Annotated in this window: 19 protein-coding genes (1 of these 19 running past the window's edge); 12 read left to right on the top strand and 7 right to left on the bottom strand. The window is 71.9% G+C overall.

What is annotated here, in order from left to right; translation table 11 throughout:
- Positions 1-108: 108 nt before the first annotated feature.
- The 6 genes from tsf (at position 109) to rlmN (ending at position 5,060) form a co-directional block, all read left to right on the top strand.
- Positions 109-948 carry a translation elongation factor Ts gene (gene tsf / locus ACI1MP_RS13585; protein ID WP_380334169.1) on the top strand — a complete coding sequence of 280 codons (840 nt, stop codon included), beginning with the start codon at positions 109-111 and terminating at the stop codon, positions 946-948.
- A gap of 284 nt (positions 949-1,232) precedes the next feature.
- Entirely contained in the window at positions 1,233-1,988 is a 756-nt protein-coding gene (gene pyrH / locus ACI1MP_RS13580) for a UMP kinase (protein WP_043916181.1), read from the top strand.
- Positions 1,989-2,068: 80 nt separating this feature from the next.
- Positions 2,069-2,626: a ribosome recycling factor gene (gene frr, locus ACI1MP_RS13575; protein WP_033256297.1), complete on the top strand. Its 558-nt coding sequence runs from the start codon at positions 2,069-2,071 to the stop codon at positions 2,624-2,626.
- A 142-nt stretch (positions 2,627-2,768) separates the two neighbouring features.
- The gene (locus ACI1MP_RS13570) at positions 2,769-3,635 is read left to right on the top strand and encodes a phosphatidate cytidylyltransferase (protein WP_380334173.1); all 867 of its coding nucleotides are present in this window, start codon (positions 2,769-2,771) and stop codon (positions 3,633-3,635) included.
- Positions 3,636-3,730: 95 nt separating this feature from the next.
- Positions 3,731-3,919 (top strand): hypothetical protein, encoded by a 189-nt coding sequence (locus ACI1MP_RS13565; protein WP_043916183.1) that lies wholly within the window; start codon positions 3,731-3,733, stop codon positions 3,917-3,919.
- A 40-nt stretch (positions 3,920-3,959) separates the two neighbouring features.
- Positions 3,960-5,060, top strand: coding sequence for a 23S rRNA (adenine(2503)-C(2))-methyltransferase RlmN (rlmN, locus tag ACI1MP_RS13560; RefSeq protein ID WP_043916184.1), 1,101 nt, complete (start codon positions 3,960-3,962; stop codon positions 5,058-5,060).
- A 74-nt stretch (positions 5,061-5,134) separates the two neighbouring features.
- On the opposite strand, the gene ACI1MP_RS13555 is transcribed toward rlmN, so the two are convergent.
- The 4 genes from ACI1MP_RS13555 to ACI1MP_RS13540 form a co-directional block, all read right to left on the bottom strand.
- Positions 5,135-6,274: a hypothetical protein gene (locus ACI1MP_RS13555; RefSeq protein ID WP_100590016.1), complete on the bottom strand. Its 1,140-nt coding sequence runs from the start codon at positions 6,272-6,274 to the stop codon at positions 5,135-5,137.
- A gap of 10 nt (positions 6,275-6,284) precedes the next feature.
- The gene (locus ACI1MP_RS13550) at positions 6,285-6,992 is read right to left on the bottom strand and encodes an ABC transporter ATP-binding protein (RefSeq protein ID WP_404868754.1); all 708 of its coding nucleotides are present in this window, start codon (positions 6,990-6,992) and stop codon (positions 6,285-6,287) included.
- A 215-nt stretch (positions 6,993-7,207) separates the two neighbouring features.
- The gene (locus tag ACI1MP_RS13545) at positions 7,208-8,602 is read right to left on the bottom strand and encodes an aspartate aminotransferase family protein (protein ID WP_100590014.1); all 1,395 of its coding nucleotides are present in this window, start codon (positions 8,600-8,602) and stop codon (positions 7,208-7,210) included.
- The gene (locus tag ACI1MP_RS13540) at positions 8,599-9,072 is read right to left on the bottom strand and encodes an Lrp/AsnC family transcriptional regulator (RefSeq protein WP_030458782.1); all 474 of its coding nucleotides are present in this window, start codon (positions 9,070-9,072) and stop codon (positions 8,599-8,601) included. The genes ACI1MP_RS13545 and ACI1MP_RS13540 overlap by 4 nt, the downstream gene beginning before the upstream one ends.
- 266 nt (positions 9,073-9,338) lie before the next feature.
- Between ACI1MP_RS13540 and ACI1MP_RS13535 the strand changes: the two genes are divergently transcribed.
- Both ACI1MP_RS13535 and ACI1MP_RS13530 read left to right on the top strand, forming a co-directional pair.
- On the top strand, positions 9,339-10,784 hold the full coding sequence (locus ACI1MP_RS13535; protein WP_043916188.1) for a gamma-aminobutyraldehyde dehydrogenase: 1,446 nt from the start codon (positions 9,339-9,341) through the stop codon (positions 10,782-10,784).
- Positions 10,785-10,962: 178 nt separating this feature from the next.
- Positions 10,963-12,321, top strand: a complete 1,359-nt coding sequence (locus tag ACI1MP_RS13530) for an aspartate aminotransferase family protein (protein ID WP_043916189.1) — start codon at positions 10,963-10,965, stop codon at positions 12,319-12,321.
- 113 nt (positions 12,322-12,434) lie between these two features.
- Here the strand turns inward: ACI1MP_RS13530 and ACI1MP_RS13525 are convergent, their stop codons facing one another.
- On the bottom strand, positions 12,435-14,081 hold the full coding sequence (locus ACI1MP_RS13525; RefSeq protein ID WP_043916190.1) for a PucR family transcriptional regulator: 1,647 nt from the start codon (positions 14,079-14,081) through the stop codon (positions 12,435-12,437).
- A 185-nt stretch (positions 14,082-14,266) separates the two neighbouring features.
- On the opposite strand from ACI1MP_RS13525, the gene ACI1MP_RS13520 reads away from it, so the two are divergent.
- The 4 genes from ACI1MP_RS13520 to ACI1MP_RS13505 all read left to right on the top strand — a co-directional run bounded on the left by ACI1MP_RS13520 (position 14,267) and on the right by ACI1MP_RS13505 (position 18,772).
- Positions 14,267-15,781, top strand: a complete 1,515-nt coding sequence (locus ACI1MP_RS13520) for a gamma-aminobutyraldehyde dehydrogenase (RefSeq protein ID WP_404868753.1) — start codon at positions 14,267-14,269, stop codon at positions 15,779-15,781.
- 112 nt (positions 15,782-15,893) lie between these two features.
- Positions 15,894-16,343 carry a hypothetical protein gene (locus ACI1MP_RS13515; RefSeq protein ID WP_189275681.1) on the top strand — a complete coding sequence of 150 codons (450 nt, stop codon included), beginning with the start codon at positions 15,894-15,896 and terminating at the stop codon, positions 16,341-16,343.
- Positions 16,344-16,361: 18 nt separating this feature from the next.
- Positions 16,362-17,141 carry a hypothetical protein gene (locus ACI1MP_RS13510; protein ID WP_380334190.1) on the top strand — a complete coding sequence of 260 codons (780 nt, stop codon included), beginning with the start codon at positions 16,362-16,364 and terminating at the stop codon, positions 17,139-17,141.
- Between the two features lie 107 nt (positions 17,142-17,248).
- Positions 17,249-18,772 (top strand): CoA-acylating methylmalonate-semialdehyde dehydrogenase, encoded by a 1,524-nt coding sequence (locus tag ACI1MP_RS13505; RefSeq protein ID WP_404868752.1) that lies wholly within the window; start codon positions 17,249-17,251, stop codon positions 18,770-18,772.
- A 94-nt stretch (positions 18,773-18,866) separates the two neighbouring features.
- Here ACI1MP_RS13505 and ACI1MP_RS13500 read toward each other — a convergent pair whose 3' ends face one another.
- Positions 18,867-19,508, bottom strand: a complete 642-nt coding sequence (locus ACI1MP_RS13500; protein WP_404868751.1) for a TetR/AcrR family transcriptional regulator — start codon at positions 19,506-19,508, stop codon at positions 18,867-18,869.
- A gap of 48 nt (positions 19,509-19,556) precedes the next feature.
- Positions 19,557-20,221, bottom strand: the 3' portion of a protein-coding gene (locus tag ACI1MP_RS13495; RefSeq protein ID WP_404868750.1) for a DUF4166 domain-containing protein. The gene runs 73 nt beyond the window's last position; 665 of the gene's 738 nt are visible here — the last part of the coding sequence; its start codon lies off the right edge, out of view; it ends in the stop codon at positions 19,557-19,559.

Here is a 20,221-nt window from a genome sequence, read left to right as displayed (position 1 = left end):
CGGCCGGGCTGAGCCGGTGGGTGCCCCTCTCTCCCGTGCCGGGGACCCGAACCCTGGGCCCCGGCACTTTCCCACGCAGACACGCGAGACGTGAGAAGAGATCACACGATGGCGAACTTCACCGCCGCGGACGTCAAGAAGCTCCGTGAGCTCACCGGCGCCGGCATGATGGACTGCAAGAAGGCTCTGGACGAGGCCGAGGGCGACGTTCAGAAGGCCGTCGAGCTCCTGCGCATCAAGGGCCAGAAGGGCGTTGCCAAGCGCGAGGGCCGCGACGCCTCCAACGGCGCCGTCGCCGCGCTGATCGCCGAGGACAAGAAGTCCGGCGTCCTGGTCGAGCTGAACTGCGAGACCGACTTCGTCGCCAAGGGTGGCAAGTTCGTCGAGGTCGCCGACGCGATCGCCGCGCACGTTGCCGCCACCTCCCCGGCCGACCTGGAGGCCGCGCTGGCTTCCGAGATCAACCCGGGCCAGACCGTCCAGCAGTTCGTGGACGAGGCCAACGCGACCCTGGGCGAGAAGATCGTCTTCCGTCGCTTCGCGCAGTTCGACAACGACGGCTTCGTCGGCGTCTACATGCACAAGTCGGACCCGGACCTGCCGCCGACCATCGGTGTCCTCGTCGAGCTCGACCAGGAGAACGCCGAGACCGCCAAGGACGTCGCGCAGCACATCGCCGCCTTCGCGCCGAAGTACCTCTCCCGCGAGGAGATCCCGGCCGAGGACCTCGAGAACGAGCGCCGCGTCGCCGAGGCCACCGCTCGCGAGGAGGGCAAGCCCGAGGCTGCCCTGCCGAAGATCGTCGAGGGTCGGGTCACCGGCTTCGTCAAGGAGAACGCCGTCCTGGAGCAGGCGTTCGCCAAGGACAACAAGAAGTCCGTCGCCAAGGTCCTCGACGAGGCCGGCGTCACCCTCAAGCGTTTCGTTCGCTTCCGCGTCGGCGCCTGAGACCGTTCCGCGCAGCTCCTCCCGCCAAGTCGGGCCCCGGGCCGGACATAAGGTAGGAGAGCGCCCGTCCGCAAGGACGGAGGAACGCGCCGACCGAGCCCTCCAGTACCCCGTGAGGGCGGCGTCGGCACCATGAACGAAGAGGAGGCCATTGCCGTGCAGGAGACCGTACCGGTTCCCGCGGCAGTGGCCTCCTCTCGTATGCACGGCACCGGGCCCGCACGTCCGGCGCCGTGAGTAGCACTTGCAGATCTGCTGACCAGCAGGCGGAGAAGGGAAAGTCCATGCAGGAGACGCAGGAGACCGCACCGGACGGCACCCGCCGCCGGGTACTGCTCAAGCTGTCCGGCGAGGCGTTCGCCGGCGGAGGCGGCCTCGGCGTCGACCCGGACGTGGTGCACGCCATCGCCCGTGAGATCGCCACGGTGGTGCGCGCGGGTACGGAGGTCGCCATCGTCATCGGCGGCGGCAACTTCTTCCGCGGCGCCGAGCTGCAGCAGCGCGGCATGGACCGGGCCCGCTCCGACTACATGGGCATGCTGGGCACCGTGATGAACTGCCTCGCGCTCCAGGACTTCCTGATCAAGGAGGGCATGGAGACCCGCGTGCAGACCGCGATCACCATGGGCCAGGTCGCCGAGCCGTACCTGCCGCTGCGCGCCATCCGGCACCTGGAGAAGGGCCGCGTGGTGATCTTCGGCGCGGGTATGGGCATGCCCTACTTCTCCACCGACACCACTGCCGTGCAGCGGGCGCTGGAGATCCACGCCGATGTCCTGCTGATGGGCAAGAACGGCGTCGACGGGGTCTACGACTCCGACCCGCGCACCAACCCCGCCGCGGTCCGGTTCGACTCGCTGGACTACACCGAGGTGATCTCCCGCGACCTCAAGGTCGCCGACCTGACCGCGATCACCCTGTGCAAGGACAACCGCCTGCCGATCCTGGTCTTCGAGCTGCTCGCCGAAGGCAATATCGCCCGCGCGGTCAAGGGTGAGAAGATCGGCACACTCATCAGCGAGGACTCCGCCCAGGCCTAGCCGCCGGGGCGCCGAGTAGCAACAGCCGTCCGGGGCACCGGTACGGAACAACAGCAGATGAACCGGACAGGGAGCACACAGTGATTGACGAGACCCTCCTCGAGGCCGAGGAAAAGATGGAGAAGGCCGTCGGGGTCGCCAAGGACGACCTCGCCGCCATCCGTACCGGCCGTGCACACCCGGCGATGTTCGCCAAGATCGTCGCGGAGTACTACGGCGCCCTGACGCCGATCAACCAGCTGGCCTCGTTCTCCGTTCCGGAGCCGCGGATGGCCATGGTCACCCCGTTCGACAAGACCGCGCTGAAGGCCATCGAGACCGCGATCCGCGACTCGGACCTGGGCGTCAACCCGTCGAACGACGGCTCCGTCATCCGGGTGGTGCTGCCGCAGCTCACCGAGGAGCGCCGCCGCGAGTACATCAAGCAGGCCCGCGGCAAGGGCGAGGACGCCAAGGTCTCGGTCCGCTCCGTCCGCCGCAAGGCCAAGGACGCGATCGACAAGCTGGTCAAGGACAAGGAGATCGGCGAGGACGACGGCCGCCGCGGCGAGAAGGAGCTCGACGACCTGACCGCCAAGTTCGTGGCGCAGATCGACGAGCTGCTGAAGCACAAGGAAGCCGAGCTGCTGGAGGTCTGACCCCAGACCCCGCGCGTACGCCCCGGACCGGCGGCCCGTCCGCCCGGCCCGGGGCGCGGCTCGACCCGGGCCGGCGCCACACGGGTCACTCGCGCGGCGGCCTCCGGTATGGCGAGGGGGCGGCGCGGCACAGACTCAGTTCATGCCCCCCGCCCAGGAGACCTCCGTGGCCCAGACCGACCAGCAGCCCCGCAAGCCGCGCGGCGGCCGCAACCTGCCCGCCGCGATAGGTGTGGGAGTCGGCCTCGGGGCGGTGATCGCGGCCTCGCTGTTCGTGGTCAAGGCGGTCTTCATGGTGGTGGTGGCCGCCGCCGTCGCCGTCGGCATCTGGGAGCTCACCAGTCGGCTCGCCGAGCGCAAGGACATCCACGTCCCGCAGATCCCGCTGCTGGTCGGCGGCGTCGGCATGGTGGTGGCGGGCTACTTCGAGGGCGGTCAGTGGGCGGCCGCGGTCCTGGCGCTCACCGGGCTGGCGATGATGGTCGCCCGGATGGCCACGCCGCCGGAGAACTTCCTGCGCGACATAACGGCCGGCGTGTTCACCGCCTTCTACGTGCCGTTCCTGGCGACCTTCGTCGCGCTGATCCTGTCCGCCGACGGCGGCGCCTGGCGGATCCTGCTGTTCCTGGTCGTGACGATCTGCTCGGACACCGGCGCGTACGCCGTCGGCTACAAGTTCGGCCGCACCAAGCTCGCCCCGACCATCAGCCCGGGCAAGACCCGGGAGGGTCTGGCGGGCGGCATCGGCCTGTCGATGATCGCCGGCGCGCTGCTGATGCACTTCGTGATCGACGGCGGCTCCTGGTGGCAGGGCCTGATCCTGGGCGGCTGCGCGGCCGTCACCGCGACCCTCGGCGACCTCGCCGAGTCCATGATCAAGCGTGACCTCGGCATCAAGGACATGGGCACCCTGCTCCCCGGCCACGGCGGCATCATGGACCGCCTCGACTCGCTGCTCCCGACCGCCCCGGTGGTCTGGCTGCTGCTCACGGTCTTCGTCGGCAGCTGAGGCCCCGTCATGCCACGGCCCCCGGCGACGGGGGCCGTTTTTCGGTTGAGGCCGCCGTTCCCGCCCGGTACCGTCTGCGGTGACGGAGGGGTGCGATGGGCAGGCGGCGGTACGTGGCGCGCGGTGTTCCGGGCGGCTACCGGATCTGGGACAACCGGGCGCAGCGGTGGTGGGGCGACCTGTACGAGCTGTGCCCGGACGAGCTGGTGGCGGGTCTGAACGCCCGGGTCGACCACGCGACGCTGACGGCGCTGCTCAAGCGGCACCGGGCGGCCAGGCGGTAGCGACGGGGCAGCGTCCGCGGTCTGCGACACTGGACGGACCATGCCTAAGCCCGGAGAACTGACCTTTGTCGCGCCGCGCGGCGCCAAGCCCCCGCGACACCTTGCCGACCTCAGCCCTGCCGAGCGCAAGGAGGCCGTCGCCGAGCTGGGCGAACAGCCGTTCCGCGCGAAGCAGCTGTCGAACCACTACTTCGGCCGGATGTCGAACGACCCGGAGAGCTGGACGGACATTCCGGCCGCCAGCCGGGGCAAGCTGACCGAGGCGCTGCTGCCCGAGCTGATGTCGGTGGTGCGGCACGTGTCGTGCGACGACGACGAGACCCGCAAGACGCTGTGGAAGCTCTTCGACGGGACGCTGGTCGAGTCGGTGTTGATGCGGTACCCGGACCGGGTGACGATGTGCATCAGCTCGCAGGCCGGCTGCGGCATGAACTGCCCGTTCTGCGCGACCGGCCAGGCCGGGCTGACCCGGAACCTGTCGACCGCGGAGATCGTCGAGCAGATCGCCGCCGGCATGCGCGACCTGAAGTCCGGGTCGGTGGCCGGTGGCGAGGCGCGGCTGTCCAACGTGGTGTTCATGGGCATGGGCGAGCCGCTGGCGAACTACAACCGGGTGCTGTCGGCGATCCGCCGCCTCACCGACCCGGCGCCGGACGGCTTCGGGCTCTCCCAGCGCGGCATCACGGTGTCCACGGTGGGCCTGGTCCCGGCCATGCACCGGTTCGCCGACGAGGGCCTGAGCTGCCGCCTGGCGCTGTCGCTGCACGCCCCGGACGACGAGCTGCGTGACGAGCTGGTGCCGGTGAACACCCGGTGGAAGGTCGCCGAGGTGCTGGACGCGGCGTGGAACTACGCGGAGAAGTCCGGTCGCCGGGTGTCGATCGAGTACGCGCTGATCAAGGACATCAACGACCAGGCGTGGCGGGCGGACCTGCTCGGCCGGCTGATCAAGAACCAGCGGGTGCACGTGAACCTGATCCCGCTCAACCCGACGCCGGGTTCGAAGTGGACGGCCTCCCGTCCGGAGGACGAGCGGGAGTTCGTCCGCCGGCTGCAGGCGCACGGCGTGCCCACCACCGTCCGCGACACCCGCGGTCAGGAGATCGACGGCGCCTGCGGTCAGCTGGCCGCGGCGGGCTGAGACCCCAGCAGCACGAACGCCCCGGTGGTTCCCCGTGACGGGAGGACCACCGGGGCGTTCCGCGTCCGTGGGCGCTACCGCAGCGGGCAGAGCGCCAGCGTGAGCCCGCCGGTGACCAGCAGGACGGTGCCGGCGGCGAGGGCGCGCAGGGCGAGGGTGCCGGTGAGCAGGCCGGCCGGGGTGCCGAGGCGGTCCAGGACGGCGAGGGTGTCGCGGCGGTCGCCGCGCAGTTCCAGCAGCCGGGAGGCCAGGGCGGCGACGGCGCAGGCCAGGATCAGCAGGCCCTCGACCAGCAGGAGCGCGGGGACGTCGGTGTCGTGGCGGGACCACTCGCGGCCGGCCACCAGCAGCAGGGCGGCGACGCCGGTGAGCACGGCCAGCGGCGTGCCGAGGCGGGGCGCCTGGGCGGTGAGCGCCCGGCCGGCCAGCAGCCGCAGCGGGGAGGGCCGGCGGATCACCGTCAGCCGCCCGGCGAGGGCGAGCAGCGGGCCGGTCCACAGGGCGAGCGCGAGGGCGGCGAGGGTCCAGCCGACCAGCAGGGCGGGGCTGGTGGCGGGCAGGCCGCCGGGCAGGTCGAGGGTGCGTTCCGCGTCGGTGGCGCCGGGCCGCAGTCCGTACAGTTCGAGGCCGATCCCGGCGAGCAGCAGGGGAGCGGGCAGGGCGAGCCGTCGCGCGCTCCAGCCGGGCCGGGCGGGTTCGGCGGGTCGGCCGGGCAGGGTGTCGGGGAAGCGGACGGCGCAGGCCGCGGCGACGCCGGCGACCAGCGTCGGGACGGCGAGCAGGGTGACGGGCGCGGCGACCGGCAGCGGGATGCCCATGCCGATGTCGGCGGCGAGCGAGGGCCCGGCGATGTCGTTCCGCAGCACCAGGAACAGCAGCAGGGTGAGGCCGGAGCCGAGGGCGCAGGCGAGCGCGATCTCGCCGGCGATCAGCAGCCGGATCCGGCCGGGTCCGACGCCCGCGGCGGCGAGGCCGGTGATCCGCTCGGGGTGCTGGGCGGGGACGGCGCGGGCGGCGACGGCGGCGAACCAGGCGACGGCGGCCAGCGGGGGCAGGCACCACAGCAGCCGGTCGGGGCCGCCGGTGGGTTCGGCGAGGGCCCGGCCGAGGGCGCGCAGCAGGAAGGCGGCGACCACGGCGGCGGCACCGGCGGTGAGCAGCCAGCGGGCCAGGTCGAGGGCGCGGTAGCCGCGGGCGAGTCCGAGGTAGTACACGTCGGCCCTCTCAGTGCCCGGCGGGGACGGCGGCGGGCTCGGCCGTGATCCGGCCGTCGACCAGGTGGACGGTGCGGTCGGCGTAGCGGGCGAGTTCCGGGTCGTGGGTGGCGAGGACCAGCGTCAGGTGGTGGGAGCGGGCGGCGCTGGCCAGTATCCGCAGGACCTGTTCGCGGGCGTCGCGGTGCAGCGGCGCGGTGGGGTCGTCGGCGAAGACCACGGGCGGTTCGGGGGCGAGGGCGCGGGCGACGGCGATCCGCTGGCGGCGGTCCTGGGGGAGGTCGGCGGGCCGGAGCTTGGCGCAGTCGGCGACGTCGAGGCGGTCGAGCCATTCGGTGGCGGCGCGGTGGGCGGCGCGGTGGCCGACGCCGGCCAGCAGCAGCGGCAGGGCGACGTTCTCACGGGCCGTCAGTTCCGGGACCAGGTGCGGTTCGGAGCCGACCCAGCCGAAGCGTTCGCGGCGCAGCCGTTCGCGTCCGGCCCGGCCGAGGGTGTGCACGGGGGAGCTGTGGAACCAGACCTCGCCCTCGTCGAGCGGGAGTTGGGCGGACAGGCAGCCGAGCAGGGTGGACTTGCCGGAGCCGCGCGGGCCGGTGACGGCGAGCATCTCGCCCTCACGGACGCGGAGGGAGACGCCGCGCAGCGCGGGGGTGCCGTGGTGCGACTTGACGATGCCTCGGGCCCAGAGCACGTCGTTGTCGGGCGGGGCCGCTGACATGTGATCCATCCAGGTGCCGACGGGGATATGACAGTCGTCAGATTAGAACGATCGGACGGCCGTGCGGGTGCGCCGCACTGACCCGAACAGGGAGGAATCGCCGCGAAAGCGGCGTGTTGGCCGCAGATTCGTTCCCGGGTACGCCGAAGGGCGGTCCCGACGGTGAGGAGTCGGGGCCGCCCTTCGGTGGAGGGTGGGGCAGAAAGCTCAGCTGATCAGATCTTCGCCCACGCGTCGGTCAGGCTGGTCCGCAGGATCTGCTCGATCTCGTCGAAGGTCGACTGGTCGGAGATCAGCGGCGGGGCCAGCTGGATGACCGGGTCGCCACGGTCGTCGGCGCGGCAGTACAGGCCGTTGTCGAACAGGGCCTTCGACAGGAAGCCGTAGAGGACGCGCTCGACCTCTTCGTCGTTGAACGACTCCTTGGTGACCTTGTCCTTCACGAGCTCGATGCCGTAGAAGTAGCCGTTGCCGCGGACGTCGCCGACGATCGGCAGGTCGCGCAGCTTGTTCAGGGTGCCCAGGAACGCCGACTCGTTGTCGAGGACGTGCTGGTTCAGGCCCTCGCGCTCGAAGATGTCGAGGTTGGCCAGCGCCACCGCGGAGGAGACCGGGTGGCCACCGAAGGTGTAGCCGTGCAGGAAGGTGTTGTCACCCTTGTAGAACGGCTCGGCCAGGCGGTCCGAGATGATGGTGGCGCCGATCGGGGAGTAGCCCGAGGTCATGCCCTTGGCGCAGGTGATCATGTCGGGCTGGTAGCCGAACTTGTCGGCGCCGAACATGGTGCCCAGGCGGCCGAAGGCGCAGATGACCTCGTCCGAGACCAGCAGCACGTCGTGGCGGTCGCAGATCTCGCGCAGACGCTGGAAGTACCCGGGCGGCGGCGGGAAGCAGCCACCGGCGTTCTGCACCGGCTCGACGAAGACGGCGGCGACGGTCTCGGGGCCCTCGAAGAGGATGGCCTGCTCGATCTCGTCGGCGGCCCAGCGGCCGTAGGCCTCCGGGTCGACGGTGCCGTCGGGGGCCGTCAGGAACGACGGGGCGCGGTAGATGTTGGTGTTCGGGGCCTTGTGGGTGCCCGGCACCAGCGGCTCGAACGGGGCCTTCAGGCCCGGCAGGCCGGTGATCGACAGGGCGCCCTGCGGGGTGCCGTGGTAGGCGACCGCGCGGGAGATGACCTTGTACTTGGTCGGCTTGCCGGTCAGCTTGAAGTACTGCTTGGCGAGCTTCCACGCGGTCTCGACGGCCTCGCCGCCACCGGTGGAGAAGAAGACCTTGTTCAGGTCGCCCGGGGCGTAGTTGGCCAGGCGCTCGGCCAGCTCGACGGCCTTCGGGTGGGCGTAGCTCCACACCGGGAAGAAGGCGAGCTCCTTGGCCTGCTTGGCAGCGGCCTCGGCCAGCTCCTCGCGGCCGTGGCCGGCCTGGACGACGAACAGGCCGGCGAGCCCGTCGAGGTACTTGCGCCCCTTGTCGTCCCAGACGTAGGTGCCTTCGCCCTTGACGATCGTCGGCACGGGGGAGTTCTCGTACGACGACATGCGGGTGAAGTGCATCCACAGGTGGTCGTAGGCGGTCTTGGAAAGGTCCTTCTGCGCCGGCTCGGCTGTCATCGGGTGCCCCAGGTGTAGGTCTGTTTCCGGAGCTTCAGGTAAACGAAGCTCTCGGTGCTCCGCACGCCGGGAAGCGCGCGGATGCGCTTGTTGATCAGTTCGAGGAGGTGCTCGTCGTCCTCGCACACCAGCTCTGCGAGGAGGTCGAACGAGCCCGCGGTGCAGACCACGTAGTCGACCTCGTCGAACGCGGCCAGCGCGTCCGCGACCGGTTCGATGTCGCCCTCGACGCGGATGCCCACCATCGCCTGGCGGGTGAAGCCGACGGTGAGGGGATCGGTCACGGCGACGATCTGCATCACGCCCTGGTCGAGCAGCTTCTGGACGCGCTGCCGAACAGCCGCCTCGGACAGGCCGACGGCCTTGCCGATGGCGGCGTACGGACGGCGCCCGTCCTCCTGGAGTTGCTCGATGATCGCCTTGGAGGCGGCGTCGAGGGGAACGCTGGCGTTCCGGTCACGGTTGGCCACGCCGACACTGTGCCCGACGGGCGAAGGAATCGCAAGCGGTGGTTCTGCTGATTTCGTCGTGCATTCGATGATCAAGAACGGAATGCGTGGCACTCCGGGCGGGGTTATGTCGATTACGGCAGTGTCGGAGGTAGTCTGGCGACGTACACGCGCGAGCGTGCACACCGCCGATCGTGGCTTGTCGCTGACATGCTGTGTTCGCCCCGGCCCGGAGTAATCTGGCGCGCGGGGATGCAACGAGGCAGGCCCAGACCGAGGAGAGACCCGTGAGCGAGCTTCGTACGCTGCGCAACTACATCAACGGTGAGTTCGTCGACGCGGCGGACGGCCGCACCCTCGACATCGTCGACCCGACCACGGGCGAGGTGTACGCGACCTCCCCGCTGTCCGGTGCTTCCGACGTGGACGCCGCGATGGCCGCCGCAGCCGCCGCCTTCCCGATCTGGCGCGACTCCACCCCGTCCACCCGGCAGAAGCTGCTGCTGAAGATCGCCGACGCGGTCGAGGCCCGGGCCGACGAGATCGTCGACGCCGAGGTCCGCAACACCGGCAAGCCGCGCGCGCTGACCCTCTCCGAGGAGATCGGCCCGATGGTCGACCAGCTGCGCTTCTTCGCCGGCGCCGCCCGCCTGCTGGAGGGCAAGGCCGCGGGCGAGTACATGGACGGGATGACCTCGATCGTCCGCCGTGAGCCGGTCGGCGTCTGTGCGCAGGTCGCGCCGTGGAACTACCCGATGATGATGGCCGTGTGGAAGTTCGCCCCGGCGATCGCCGCGGGCAACGCCGTGGTGCTCAAGCCGTCCGACACCACCCCCGCCTCCACCGTGCTGCTGGCCGAGATCATCGGCGGCGTGCTGAAGGAGATGGAGCTGCCGGCCGGCATCTTCAACGTGATCTGCGGCGACCGCGAGACCGGCCGCCTGATGGTCGAGCACCGCACCCCGGCGATGGCCTCCATCACCGGCTCGGTCCGGGCCGGCATGCAGGTCGCCGAGTCCGCCGCGAAGGACGTCAAGCGGGTCCACCTGGAGCTCGGCGGCAAGGCCCCCGTGGTGGTCTTCCAGGACGCCGACATCGCCGAGGCCGTCGAGGGCATCTCGGTCGCCGGCTACTTCAACGCCGGCCAGGACTGCACCGCCGCCACCCGCGTGCTGGTGCACGAGTCGATCCACGACGCGTTCGTCGAGGCGCTCGCCAAGGCCGCCAAGGACATCAAGACCGGTGGCGTGGACGACGAGGACGTGCTCTACGGCCCGCTCAACAACGCCAACCAGCTGAAGCAGGTCACCGGCTTCATCGAGCGCCTGCCCGCGCACGCCAAGGTCGAGGCCGGCGGCCACCGGGTCGGCGAGGTCGGCTACTTCTACGCCCCGACCGTGGTCTCCGGCCTGAAGCAGGACGACGAGATCATCCAGAACGAGGTCTTCGGCCCGGTCATCACCGTGCAGAAGTTCACCGACGAGGAGCAGGCCGTCGACTACGCGAACGGCGTCGAGTTCGCCCTCGCCTCCTCGGTCTGGACCAAGGACCACGCCCGCGCGATGCGGATGTCCCGCCGCCTGGACTTCGGCGCGGTGTGGATCAACACCCACATCCCGCTGGTCGCGGAGATGCCGCACGGCGGCTTCAAGAAGTCCGGCTACGGCAAGGACCTGTCCTCGTACGGGTTCGAGGACTACACCCGGATCAAGCACGTCATGACCGCGATCTGACGCGGTAGCGGAACGGGCAGGGGCGCGAGGAACTGAGCCGTCGGCCGTCGCTCTGCGGAGTGCACGGCCGGGCGCGCAGTTCCATCGCGCCCCTGGTTTTCACCCTGTCAGGGCGACGCGACGCTCCTGTGACAGCATGAAGCTGCCCAGCCGTCGGACGGCTCCCTAACCTGGGGGCATGAGCACTCCCACCGCTGACTCGGTCGCCGGGCAGGCCGTCAAGGCCGCCGACCGCGCGCACGTCTTCCACTCGTGGTCCGCCCAGGCACTGATCGACCCCCTCGCGGTGGCCGGCGCCGAGGGCTCCTACTTCTGGGACTACGACGGCAACCGCTACCTGGACTTCTCCTCGCAGCTGGTGAACACCAACATCGGCCACCAGCACCCGAAGGTGGTCGCGGCGATCCAGGCGAAGGCCGCCCAGCTGTGCACCATCGCCCCGGGCTTCGCCGAGGAGTCGCGCAGCGAGGCCGCCCGGCTGATCGCCGAGCGCACCCCCGGCGACCTGGACAAGATCTTCTTCACCAACGGCGGCGCCGAGGCGAACGAGAACGCGATCCGGATGGCCCGGCTGCACACCGGCCGGCACAAGGTGCTCTCCACCTACCGCTCGTACCACGGCGCCACCGCCAACGCGATCACCCTGACCGGCGACCCGCGGCGCTGGGCGAACGAGACCGGCGTCTCCGGCATCGTGCACTTCTGGGGCCCGTACGCCTACCGTTCGAACTTCCACGCCGAGAACGAGGCCCAGGAGTGCGAGCGCGCGCTCGCCCACCTGGAGCAGACCCTCGCGTTCGAGGGCCCCGGGACCGTCGCGGCGATCATCCTGGAGACCGTGGTCGGCACCGCCGGCATCCTGGTGCCGCCGGCCGGCTACCTGGCGGGCGTCCGCGAGATCTGCGACAAGTACGGCATCGTCTTCATCCTGGACGAGGTGATGGCCGGGTTCGGCCGCACCGGCGAGTGGTTCGCCGCCGACCACTGGGGCATCACCCCGGACCTGCTGACCTTCGCCAAGGGCGTCAACTCCGGCTACCTGCCGCTCGGTGGCGTGGCCATCTCCGGCGCGATCGCCGAGACCTTCGCGCAGAAGGCGTTCCCCGGCGGCCTCACCTACTCCGGCCACCCGCTGGCCTGCGCCTCCGCCGTGGCCACCATCAACACGATGGCCGAGGAGGGCATCGTGGAGAACGCCAAGCACATCGGCGAGAACGTGCTCGGCCCCGGCCTGCGCGAGCTGGCGGAGCGCCACCCCTCGATCGGCGAGGTCCGCGGCCTCGGCGTGTTCTGGGCGCTCGACCTGGTGAAGAACCGCGAGACCCGCGAGCCGCTGGTGCCCTACAACGCGGCCGGCGCCGACAACGCGCCGATGGCGCAGCTCGCCGCGGCCTGCAAGCAGCGCGGCCTGTGGCCGTTCACCAACATGAACCGGTTCCACGTCGTCCCGCCGTGCAACATCAGCGAGGAGGACGCCAAGACCGGCCTCGCCGTCCTGGACGAGGTGCTCACCCTCACCGACGCGCACACGGTCTGACGAGACATCAGGCAGAAGGCCCCGGGCGATCGCTCGGGGCCTTTCGCGCTGCGGTCGCCGGCACGTCGACACCGTCACCGCAGCGTCGGCCGCCTCGGGCCGCGCCGACGCCGTCAGCGGCGCACCGCGTCCAGTGCCAGCAGGGCCACGTGCAGGGAGAGGCAGGACTCCACCTGGTCGAGGTCGACGCCGAGGATGCGCTCGACCTTGTGCAGGCGGTCGTAGAAGGACGGGCGGGACAGGTGGGCGGCGTCCGCGGCCGCGGACTTGTTGCGGCCCTGCTCCAGGTAGATCCGCAGCATCTGCACCAACTGGCCGCCGTGCTCGGCGTCGTGGGCCAGCAGCGGGCCGAGTTCGCGTTCCACGTAGGTCTGCAGGCGCTCGTCGTCGCGCAGCAGGTGGAGCAGGCCGCGCAGGCGGACGTCGGGGAGGCGGTAGTACGCGGCGCGGCTGCCCGGGGCGTCGTGCAGGGCGGCGTCGGCGACCTGGGTGGCCTCCAGCAGGGCGCGGCGGGCGTCGCGGACCGAGCCCACCGAGGAGCCGACCGCTATCACCGGCTCGGCCGCCGCGCCGTCCCGGCCCGCCTCCGCGGACAGCCGGCGCAGCGCCGCGGCGAACGCCTCCAGCGAGGTGTGCTCGTCCTGCTGCGAGCCGAGCGCGATCAGCACGCCCACGCCCTCGTCGTCCAGCGCGCCGACCAGCGCGGACAGCCGGGCGGAGCGGATCGCCGTGGCCGCCAGCTCGGTGAAGTCGCGCAGCCGGGCCTGTGCCTCCAGGGCGGCGGGCAGCGGGCCTTGACGCTGCCTCAGCACCACGCCGACCAGCCGGCGGCCCTCCAGCGGGACGCCCAGCGCCTGGGCGCGCAGCGACACCTCGGAGACGGTGAGCGCGTGGGTGAGGATGCCCGACAGCAGGGTGCGGTGGGTCTGCCGCTCCAGCGACTCGCGGTCGCGCACCACCAGCCGGTTCAGCGCGAGGGTGGCCGCGCCGCGCTCCAGCAGCATCGCGTGCGGGTGCGGCACGTCCGGGGGGAGCGGCGCCGGCTCGTCGACCAGCACCAGCCGGCCCCAGTCCTGGCCGCGCGCGCCGACCGTGGTCACCAGCCAGCCCGAGCGCGGGTCGTAGCCGGTGCGGCCCGGCGGGTTGACGCCGCGCGAGCGGTGCTCCCAGTTCTCCAGCAGCTCGTGCTCGCCGCGGCCCGCCGTGGCGTGCGCCAGCACCTGGTGCGCGAGGTTCTCCAGCACCACCGGCGCGCCCGCCATCCGGCCGACCTGCCGGACCACCTCGGCGGGCTCCGCGCCCTCGGTGGCCAGCTCGTTGAACACCTGGTGCACGGCCTCGGACACCCGCAGCTGCTCCAACTGCGCGTTCACCACCAGCGCGTGCACCGCCTCGGTGACGGCGACGAACTTCAGCTCCCGGCGCAGCACCACCAGCGGCAGGTTGTGCCGCTCGGCGGCCGCCACCAGGGCCCGGGGCAGCGAGTCGAAGTAGCGCCGGCCGAACTCGATCACCAGCCCGGCCACCCCGACCTCGGCCAGCTCCCGCACGTAGCGGGCCAGGCCGTCCCGGTCCTCCGGAAGCGCGATGCCGGTGGACAGCACCAGCTCGCCGCCGTGCAGCAGCCCTGCCAGGTCCGGCAGCTCGCTGACGTGCACCCAGCGCACCGGCCGCTCCAACGCGGAGGCCCCGGCCACCACCTGGGGCAGGCCGCGCCGCATCACGTCGAGATCGAGCACGCGGGCGACGGTGGGCAGCATCGCGGACACCTCCAGGGGGTTTCAGGGTGTCAAGTGAATCATGCTCGGGCGCGACGCCCTGTCGCCCCGGGCGGAGCCTTGCAGCCTGTAAGACCGCCCGCCGGGGCCGTTGCTGAGTGACGCTTGCCTCCGACCCCCGAACCGAGGCATCGTCGGCCGGGTCGAGTAGGCAATGGAGGCAACTCATGGACCTGACCAGCTTCAACGACGGAGCGCAGTACCTCGCGGGCCGTCTGACCCGGGGCTCGGGCGGCGAGCCGTTCAACGTGGTCAACCCCGCCGACGGCAGCACCGTCCAGCAGGTCGAGCTCGCCACCACCGCCGACGTCGACGCCGCGGTCGCCGCGGCCCGCGGCGCGCTCCCCGAGTGGTCCGGCGCCACCCCGGGCGCCCGCTCCGAGGCGCTGAACCGCCTGGCCGGCATCCTCGCCGAGCGGGCCGGACAGTTCGCCCGGGTGGAGACCGCGCAGACCGGCAAGCCGATCAAGCTGTCCACCGAGTTCGACGTCCCCGGCACCATCGACAACACCGCGTTCTTCGCCGGCGCCGCCCGCAACCTCGAAGGCAAGGCCGCCGGCGAGTACAGCGGCGACCACACCTCGTACGTGCGCCGCGAGGCGGTCGGCGTGATCGGCAGCATCGCGCCGTGGAACTACCCGCTGCAGATGGCCGCCTGGAAGATCCTCCCGGCGATCGCGGCCGGCAACACCATCGTCCTGAAGCCCGCCGAGATCACCCCGCTCACCTCGCTGATGTTCGCCCGGGCCTGCACCGACGCCGGCATCCCCGACGGCGTCGTCAACGTGATCACCGGCGCCGGACGCACCGCCGGCGAGCACCTGATCGGCCACCCCGACGTCGCCATGGTGTCCTTCACCGGCTCCACGGCCGTCGGCAAGCGGGTCGCCGAGATCGCCACCGCCACCGTCAAGCGCACCCACCTCGAACTCGGCGGCAAGGCCCCGTTCGTGGTCTTCGACGACGCGGACCTGGACGCCGCCGTGCACGGCGCCGTCGCCGGCTCGCTGATCAACAGCGGCCAGGACTGCACCGCCGCCACCCGCGCCTACGTCCAGCGCCCGCTGTACGACGCCTTCGTGGCCGGCGTCGCCGAACTGTACGCCGCGATCCGCCTCGGCGACCCGATGAACCCGCAGACCGACCTGGGTCCGCTGGTCTCCTTCACCCACCGCGACCGCGTCGCAGGCTTCGTCGAGCGCGCCCGCTCCTACGCCACCGTGGTCACCGGCGGCCCCGCCGACGGCAAGGGCCACGACGGCACCGACCTGTCGCTCGGCGCCTACTACCGCCCCACCCTGATCGCCGGCGCCACCCAGGACAGCGAGGTCGTCCAGGGCGAGATCTTCGGCCCCGTGCTCGTCGTGCTGCCCTTCGACAGCGACGAGGAGGGCCTGCGGCTCGCCAACGACACCCCCTACGGCCTGGCCGCCTCCGCCTGGACCCGCGACATCCACCGCTCGCTGCGCGCCACCCGCGAGATCGCCGCCGGCTGCGTCTGGGTCAACGACCACATCCCGATCATCAGCGAGATGCCGCACGGCGGGTACAAGGCCTCCGGCTACGGCAAGGACATGTCGCAGTACTCGCTCGACGAGTACACCCAGGTCAAGCACGTCATGTTCGACACCACCGCGGTCGCCCGCAAGGACTGGCACCGCACCATCTTCGGCGACCGCTGACCGGGCCTCGGGCCCACCGGGGTCCGCGATCCGTGTAAGAGACCGCCGGTACCCCGCTCTCCCGGATGACAACGCCCACCGCGTGTCATCCGGGAGAGACGAGGAACCGCACGTGAGCACCACCCGCCACCCCAGCGCCCTGCACTGGCTGGCCGCCGCCGCCCCCGACCCCGACAGCTGCCGCCGCCGCTGGGAGCGCACCGGCCTCGCCCTGCTGCCCGCCGGCCGCCGCTGGGACGTGCTGCACGCCCCGGGCCCGCTCGGCCGCCCCGCCGCCGCGCTGCTCGACCGGCCCGGCGGCGGACCCGTCCTGGAGGACCCGGCCGACGACACCGTCGGCTTCCTCGTCCCCGTGGGCACCGCCGACCGCTGGATCGGCACCGGCATCCGCCGCTCCGGCGACGGTACCTGGATCGCCGTCCCGCACCCCGACCGCCCCGGCCGCGGCCCGCACTGGCTGATCCCCCCGCACCGCAGCGGACGCCTCGTCGACCCCGCCGCCCTCGCGCTGGCCCTGCACGACACCGCCGCGCACCTGCGCTGCCCGCGCTTCCCCCGCTGAGCGGACCACACTGTCCCCATGGACACCAGCACCGCCGACCCCGGGCCACCCGCCCGGGACCAGCACACCGACCGCAGCCGCCTGCTCGCCGACGCCCAGCCGTACTGCCTGCAGCACGCCCTCGCGCTGGCCGGGGCCGACGCACTCCGCCTGCACGGCCTGCCCGTTCACCGCCACGGCGCCGACCTGCTGCTGGTCTGCGCCGACGGCCCGCCGCTCGCCGACCTCGCCACCGGACTCGCCGAGACCCTGCGCGCCGCCGGCCACCGCACCGCGGACAGCACCGGCACCGCCCGCCGCCACCAACTCGCCGTCACCGCCGGCCACACCGCCGGCCTCGGGCTCCCGGACCCGGCCCGCCCGGCGCTCCGCATCGAACTGCGGCGCGAACCGCTGCGCCACCCGCCCGTGCTGCCCGACGGCGCCCCGCTCCCCGTCGCCGCCCTGGACGACGCAGCCGCGCTCGCCGTCCTCACCCTCTGCGAACGCGCCCTGCCCGCCGACCTGTTCGCCCTGCACGCCGTCACCGCCCGCCTGCGCGAAGGCCAACTCCTCGCCCTGGCCGGCGCGTTCGACGAGGAGTTCACCGCAGGGACGCTCGCCGACCGGCTGGAGAGCGCCGCCGCGCTGCTCCCGTCCGGCGCCGCCGACACCCGGCAGTGGGCCGAGCACTGGGCCCAGGACCTGCGGCTCGATCTGCTGGAGACCACCGAACTCGCCGACGGCCTGCACGACCCCTACCTGGACGCCGCGGAGAGCGCCGAGGACGCCCCCGACGCCGCGCCCGACGACCTGTAAGGGTGAATCGCGCTTCCCCGTCAGGGTGCTCGTTGAGCGGGCCGGATGCGCGGAGCAGACTGGAGAACGAGCGCGGGACATCCGTGGACAGTCGGAGGCAGAGACCCTTGAGCAAGCACATCACCCACTGGATCGGCGGCCAGTCCGTCGCCACCGCCGGAACCGCGCCCCGCCGCGGCGACATCTTCGACCCGGCCACCGGCCAGACCACCGGCCAGGTCGACTTCGCCGAGATCGCCGAGGTCGACCAGGCGGTCGCCGCCGCCGCCCAGGCCTTCGCCTCCTGGCGCAAGGCGTCCATCGCCAAGCGCACCCAGGTGCTGTTCAACTTTCGCGAGCTGTTCAACGCCCGCAAGGACGAACTCGCCGCGATCATCGTCGCCGAGCACGGCAAGGTGCACTCCGATGCCCTCGGCGAGCTCGCCCGCGGCCAGGAAGTCGTCGAGTACGCCTGCGGCATCCCGCAGCTGATCAAGGGCGGCTTCACCGAGCAGGCCTCCACCGGCGTCGACGTCTACTCGATCCGCCAGCCGCTCGGCCCGGTCGCCATCATCTCGCCGTTCAACTTCCCGGCCATGGTGCCGATGTGGTTCTTCCCGATCGCCATCGCGGCCGGCAACACGGTCGTCCTGAAGCCCTCCGAGAAGGACCCGTCCGCCGCCAACTTCATCGCCGAACTGTGGAGGGAAGCCGGCCTCCCCGACGGCGTCTTCAACGTCGTGCACGGCGACAAGGTCGCGGTCGACCGCCTGCTGGAGCACCCCGACATCAAGTCCGTCTCCTTCGTCGGCTCCACCCCGATCGCCCGCTACGTGTACGAGACCGGCACCCGCTACGGCAAGCGCGTGCAGGCCCTCGGCGGCGCCAAGAACCACATGCTGGTGCTCCCCGACGCGGACCTCGACCTGGCCGCCGACGCCGCCATCAACGCCGGCTTCGGCGCGGCCGGCGAGCGCTGCATGGCCGTCTCCGTGCTGGTCGCCGTCGACCCGATCGGCGACGAGCTGGTCGCCAAGATCAAGGAGCGGATGGCCACCCTCAAGGTCGGCCCCGGCTGCAACGGCGACTCCGAGATGGGCCCGCTGGTCACCGGCCAGCACCGCGACAAGGTCACCTCCTACGTCGAGTCCGGTGTCGCGGACGGGGCCGAACTCGCCGTCGACGGCCGCAAGCACGCCATCGCCGGCGAGGACGCCTCCGGCGCCCCCACCACCGACGGCTTCTGGCTCGGCCCCACCCTGTTCGACCACGTCAAGCCGGGCATGTCCGTCTACAACGACGAGATCTTCGGCCCGATCCTGTCGGTCGTCCGGGTCCCCTCCTACGACGAGGGCCTGGAACTGATCAACAACAACCCGTACGGCAACGGCACCGCCATCTTCACCAACGACGGCGGCGCGGCCCGGCGCTTCCAGAACGAGGTCGAGGTCGGCATGGTCGGCATCAACGTGCCGATCCCCGTCCCCGTCGCCTACTACTCCTTCGGCGGCTGGAAGGCCTCGCTGTTCGGCGACAGCCACGCCTACGGCGCCGACGGCGTCCAGTTCTTCACCCGCGGCAAGGCCGTCACCCAGCGCTGGCTCGACCCCTCGCACGGCGGCATCAACCTCGGGTTCCCGACCAACAGCTGAGGCTGTCGAGCCCGGCCCCGGGACACGACACGAACGGCCGGCCCCCTGCCAGGGGGCCGGCCGTTCGGCGTTCCCGCCCCGCAGGGTCGCCGCACTACTCCGTGCCGTTGTTCCTCACCTGACGGCGCACCGTCGCCCGCACCGCCCGCGACACCACCGGACCGAGGCCGTCCACCACCTCCACCAGCAGCCCCAACTGGTCCAGCGCGCCGAACGCCCCCGCCGCCCCCGCCGGGTCCACACCCTCGTACAACTCCAGACCCACGAACCCGGCCGTCACCGCCTGCGCCAACCCCGCCAGGTCGAGGAACTCCGCCAGCGGATGCCCGACGAACAGCCGGCCGAGGACGGCCTCGATCTCCGCCGTCCACAGCCGCAGCGCCTCCGCCGACACGTCCGCGAGCTGCGGATACCCCGTCGCCCCCGCCAGGAACTGACCCAGCAGCGCGACGTTCCCCTCCGCCCGCTCCCGCGCGTGCAGCTCCTGGCCCACCGTCAGCAGCTCGCGCAGCGACCGCACCTCCGCGAACCGCTCGCGGTACCGCTCCAACCGCAGCCCCGTCTCGCGCAGCGCCGCCGCCGCGAGCAGCCCCTCCACCGTCTTGAAGTGGTAGAACACCAGCGCCTGGTTGGCCCCGATCTCCCCGGCGATGCTCCGCGCCGAGACCCCCGAGATGCCCTGCCGCTTGAGCGCACTGATCGCCGCATCCATCAACCGCTCACGTGTGTCGCCCATGCGCCGCAGCGTAGTCGCCGCCCGCCGCCCGCCGTCCCGACCCATCCGCTACATCCGGAAGCGCTCGCGCAACGGACGCACATGACGCGGAATCCCCTCCGCCCCCACCCGCGGGTACTCCGCCGTGAACCACCCCTGGTACCCCAGCACCAGCCCCACCACCGGATTGCTCACCCGCACCCGGATCCGGAACCGCCCCGCCTCGTCGTCGAACCACTCGTGCAACTCCGCCCGCCCCGTCAGCAGCTCCGGCACCACCGGCGCCCCGACCAACGACGCCACCCGCTGCGCCCCCGAGGAGATCACCAGCCCGCCGCGCGCCGTCACCCCCAGCCGCAGGTCCACCGCCAACTGCTGGTGCGTCCCCAGATAGTCGAGCACCGTCCCCGGCCGGCCCTGCGCCGCCACCATCGTCGCGTCGAACCGCCGCGGCCGGGCGAACTGGAACGTCCGCACGAACGTCACCGTCTCCCGTCCGAACCCGTCCCGGTACGCGTAATTGGCGATCGTGAACGGTATGTCCCGCCCCTGCTCCGGAAACAGGACGTTGCGGCGCGCCCCCACCCGGAGAAACGGCACCAGCAGCCGGGACCCGCGCTCGATCCGATCCATCCGTCCCGTTCCGACACAGGCGATCCCGTCCGCACTGGAGAAGCCGAACCGGCGCTGCAACTCCGGGTGCAGACGCTCGAAGTCCGCGCCGAGCGCCGCGT

This window comes from Kitasatospora griseola (genome assembly GCF_044999035.1).
Classification (GTDB): Bacteria; Actinomycetota; Actinomycetes; order Streptomycetales; family Streptomycetaceae; genus Kitasatospora; species Kitasatospora griseola.
Note: the sequence above shows the minus strand (reverse complement) of the source record. Positions and strands in the feature narration are given on the sequence as shown.

Bases quoted from the DNA above. Each gene is read 5' to 3' on its own strand.
- ACI1MP_RS13520 (WP_404868753.1), top strand. From the start codon at position 14,267: ATGGACCTGACCAGCTTCAACGACGGAGCGCAGTACCTCGCGGGCCGT.
- pyrH (WP_043916181.1), top strand. From the start codon at position 1,233: ATGCAGGAGACGCAGGAGACCGCACCGGACGGCACCCGCCGCCGGGTA.
- ACI1MP_RS13550 (WP_404868754.1), bottom strand. From the start codon at position 6,992: ATGTCAGCGGCCCCGCCCGACAACGACGTGCTCTGGGCCCGAGGCATC.
- rlmN (WP_043916184.1), top strand. From the start codon at position 3,960: ATGCCTAAGCCCGGAGAACTGACCTTTGTCGCGCCGCGCGGCGCCAAG.
- ACI1MP_RS13570 (WP_380334173.1), top strand. From the start codon at position 2,769: ATGCCCCCCGCCCAGGAGACCTCCGTGGCCCAGACCGACCAGCAGCCC.
- ACI1MP_RS13565 (WP_043916183.1), top strand. From the start codon at position 3,731: ATGGGCAGGCGGCGGTACGTGGCGCGCGGTGTTCCGGGCGGCTACCGG.
- ACI1MP_RS13545 (WP_100590014.1), bottom strand. From the start codon at position 8,602: ATGACAGCCGAGCCGGCGCAGAAGGACCTTTCCAAGACCGCCTACGAC.
- ACI1MP_RS13510 (WP_380334190.1), top strand. From the start codon at position 16,362: ATGGACACCAGCACCGCCGACCCCGGGCCACCCGCCCGGGACCAGCAC.
- ACI1MP_RS13525 (WP_043916190.1), bottom strand. From the start codon at position 14,081: ATGCTGCCCACCGTCGCCCGCGTGCTCGATCTCGACGTGATGCGGCGC.
- tsf (WP_380334169.1), top strand. From the start codon at position 109: ATGGCGAACTTCACCGCCGCGGACGTCAAGAAGCTCCGTGAGCTCACC.
- ACI1MP_RS13500 (WP_404868751.1), bottom strand. From the start codon at position 19,508: ATGGGCGACACACGTGAGCGGTTGATGGATGCGGCGATCAGTGCGCTC.
- ACI1MP_RS13530 (WP_043916189.1), top strand. From the start codon at position 10,963: ATGAGCACTCCCACCGCTGACTCGGTCGCCGGGCAGGCCGTCAAGGCC.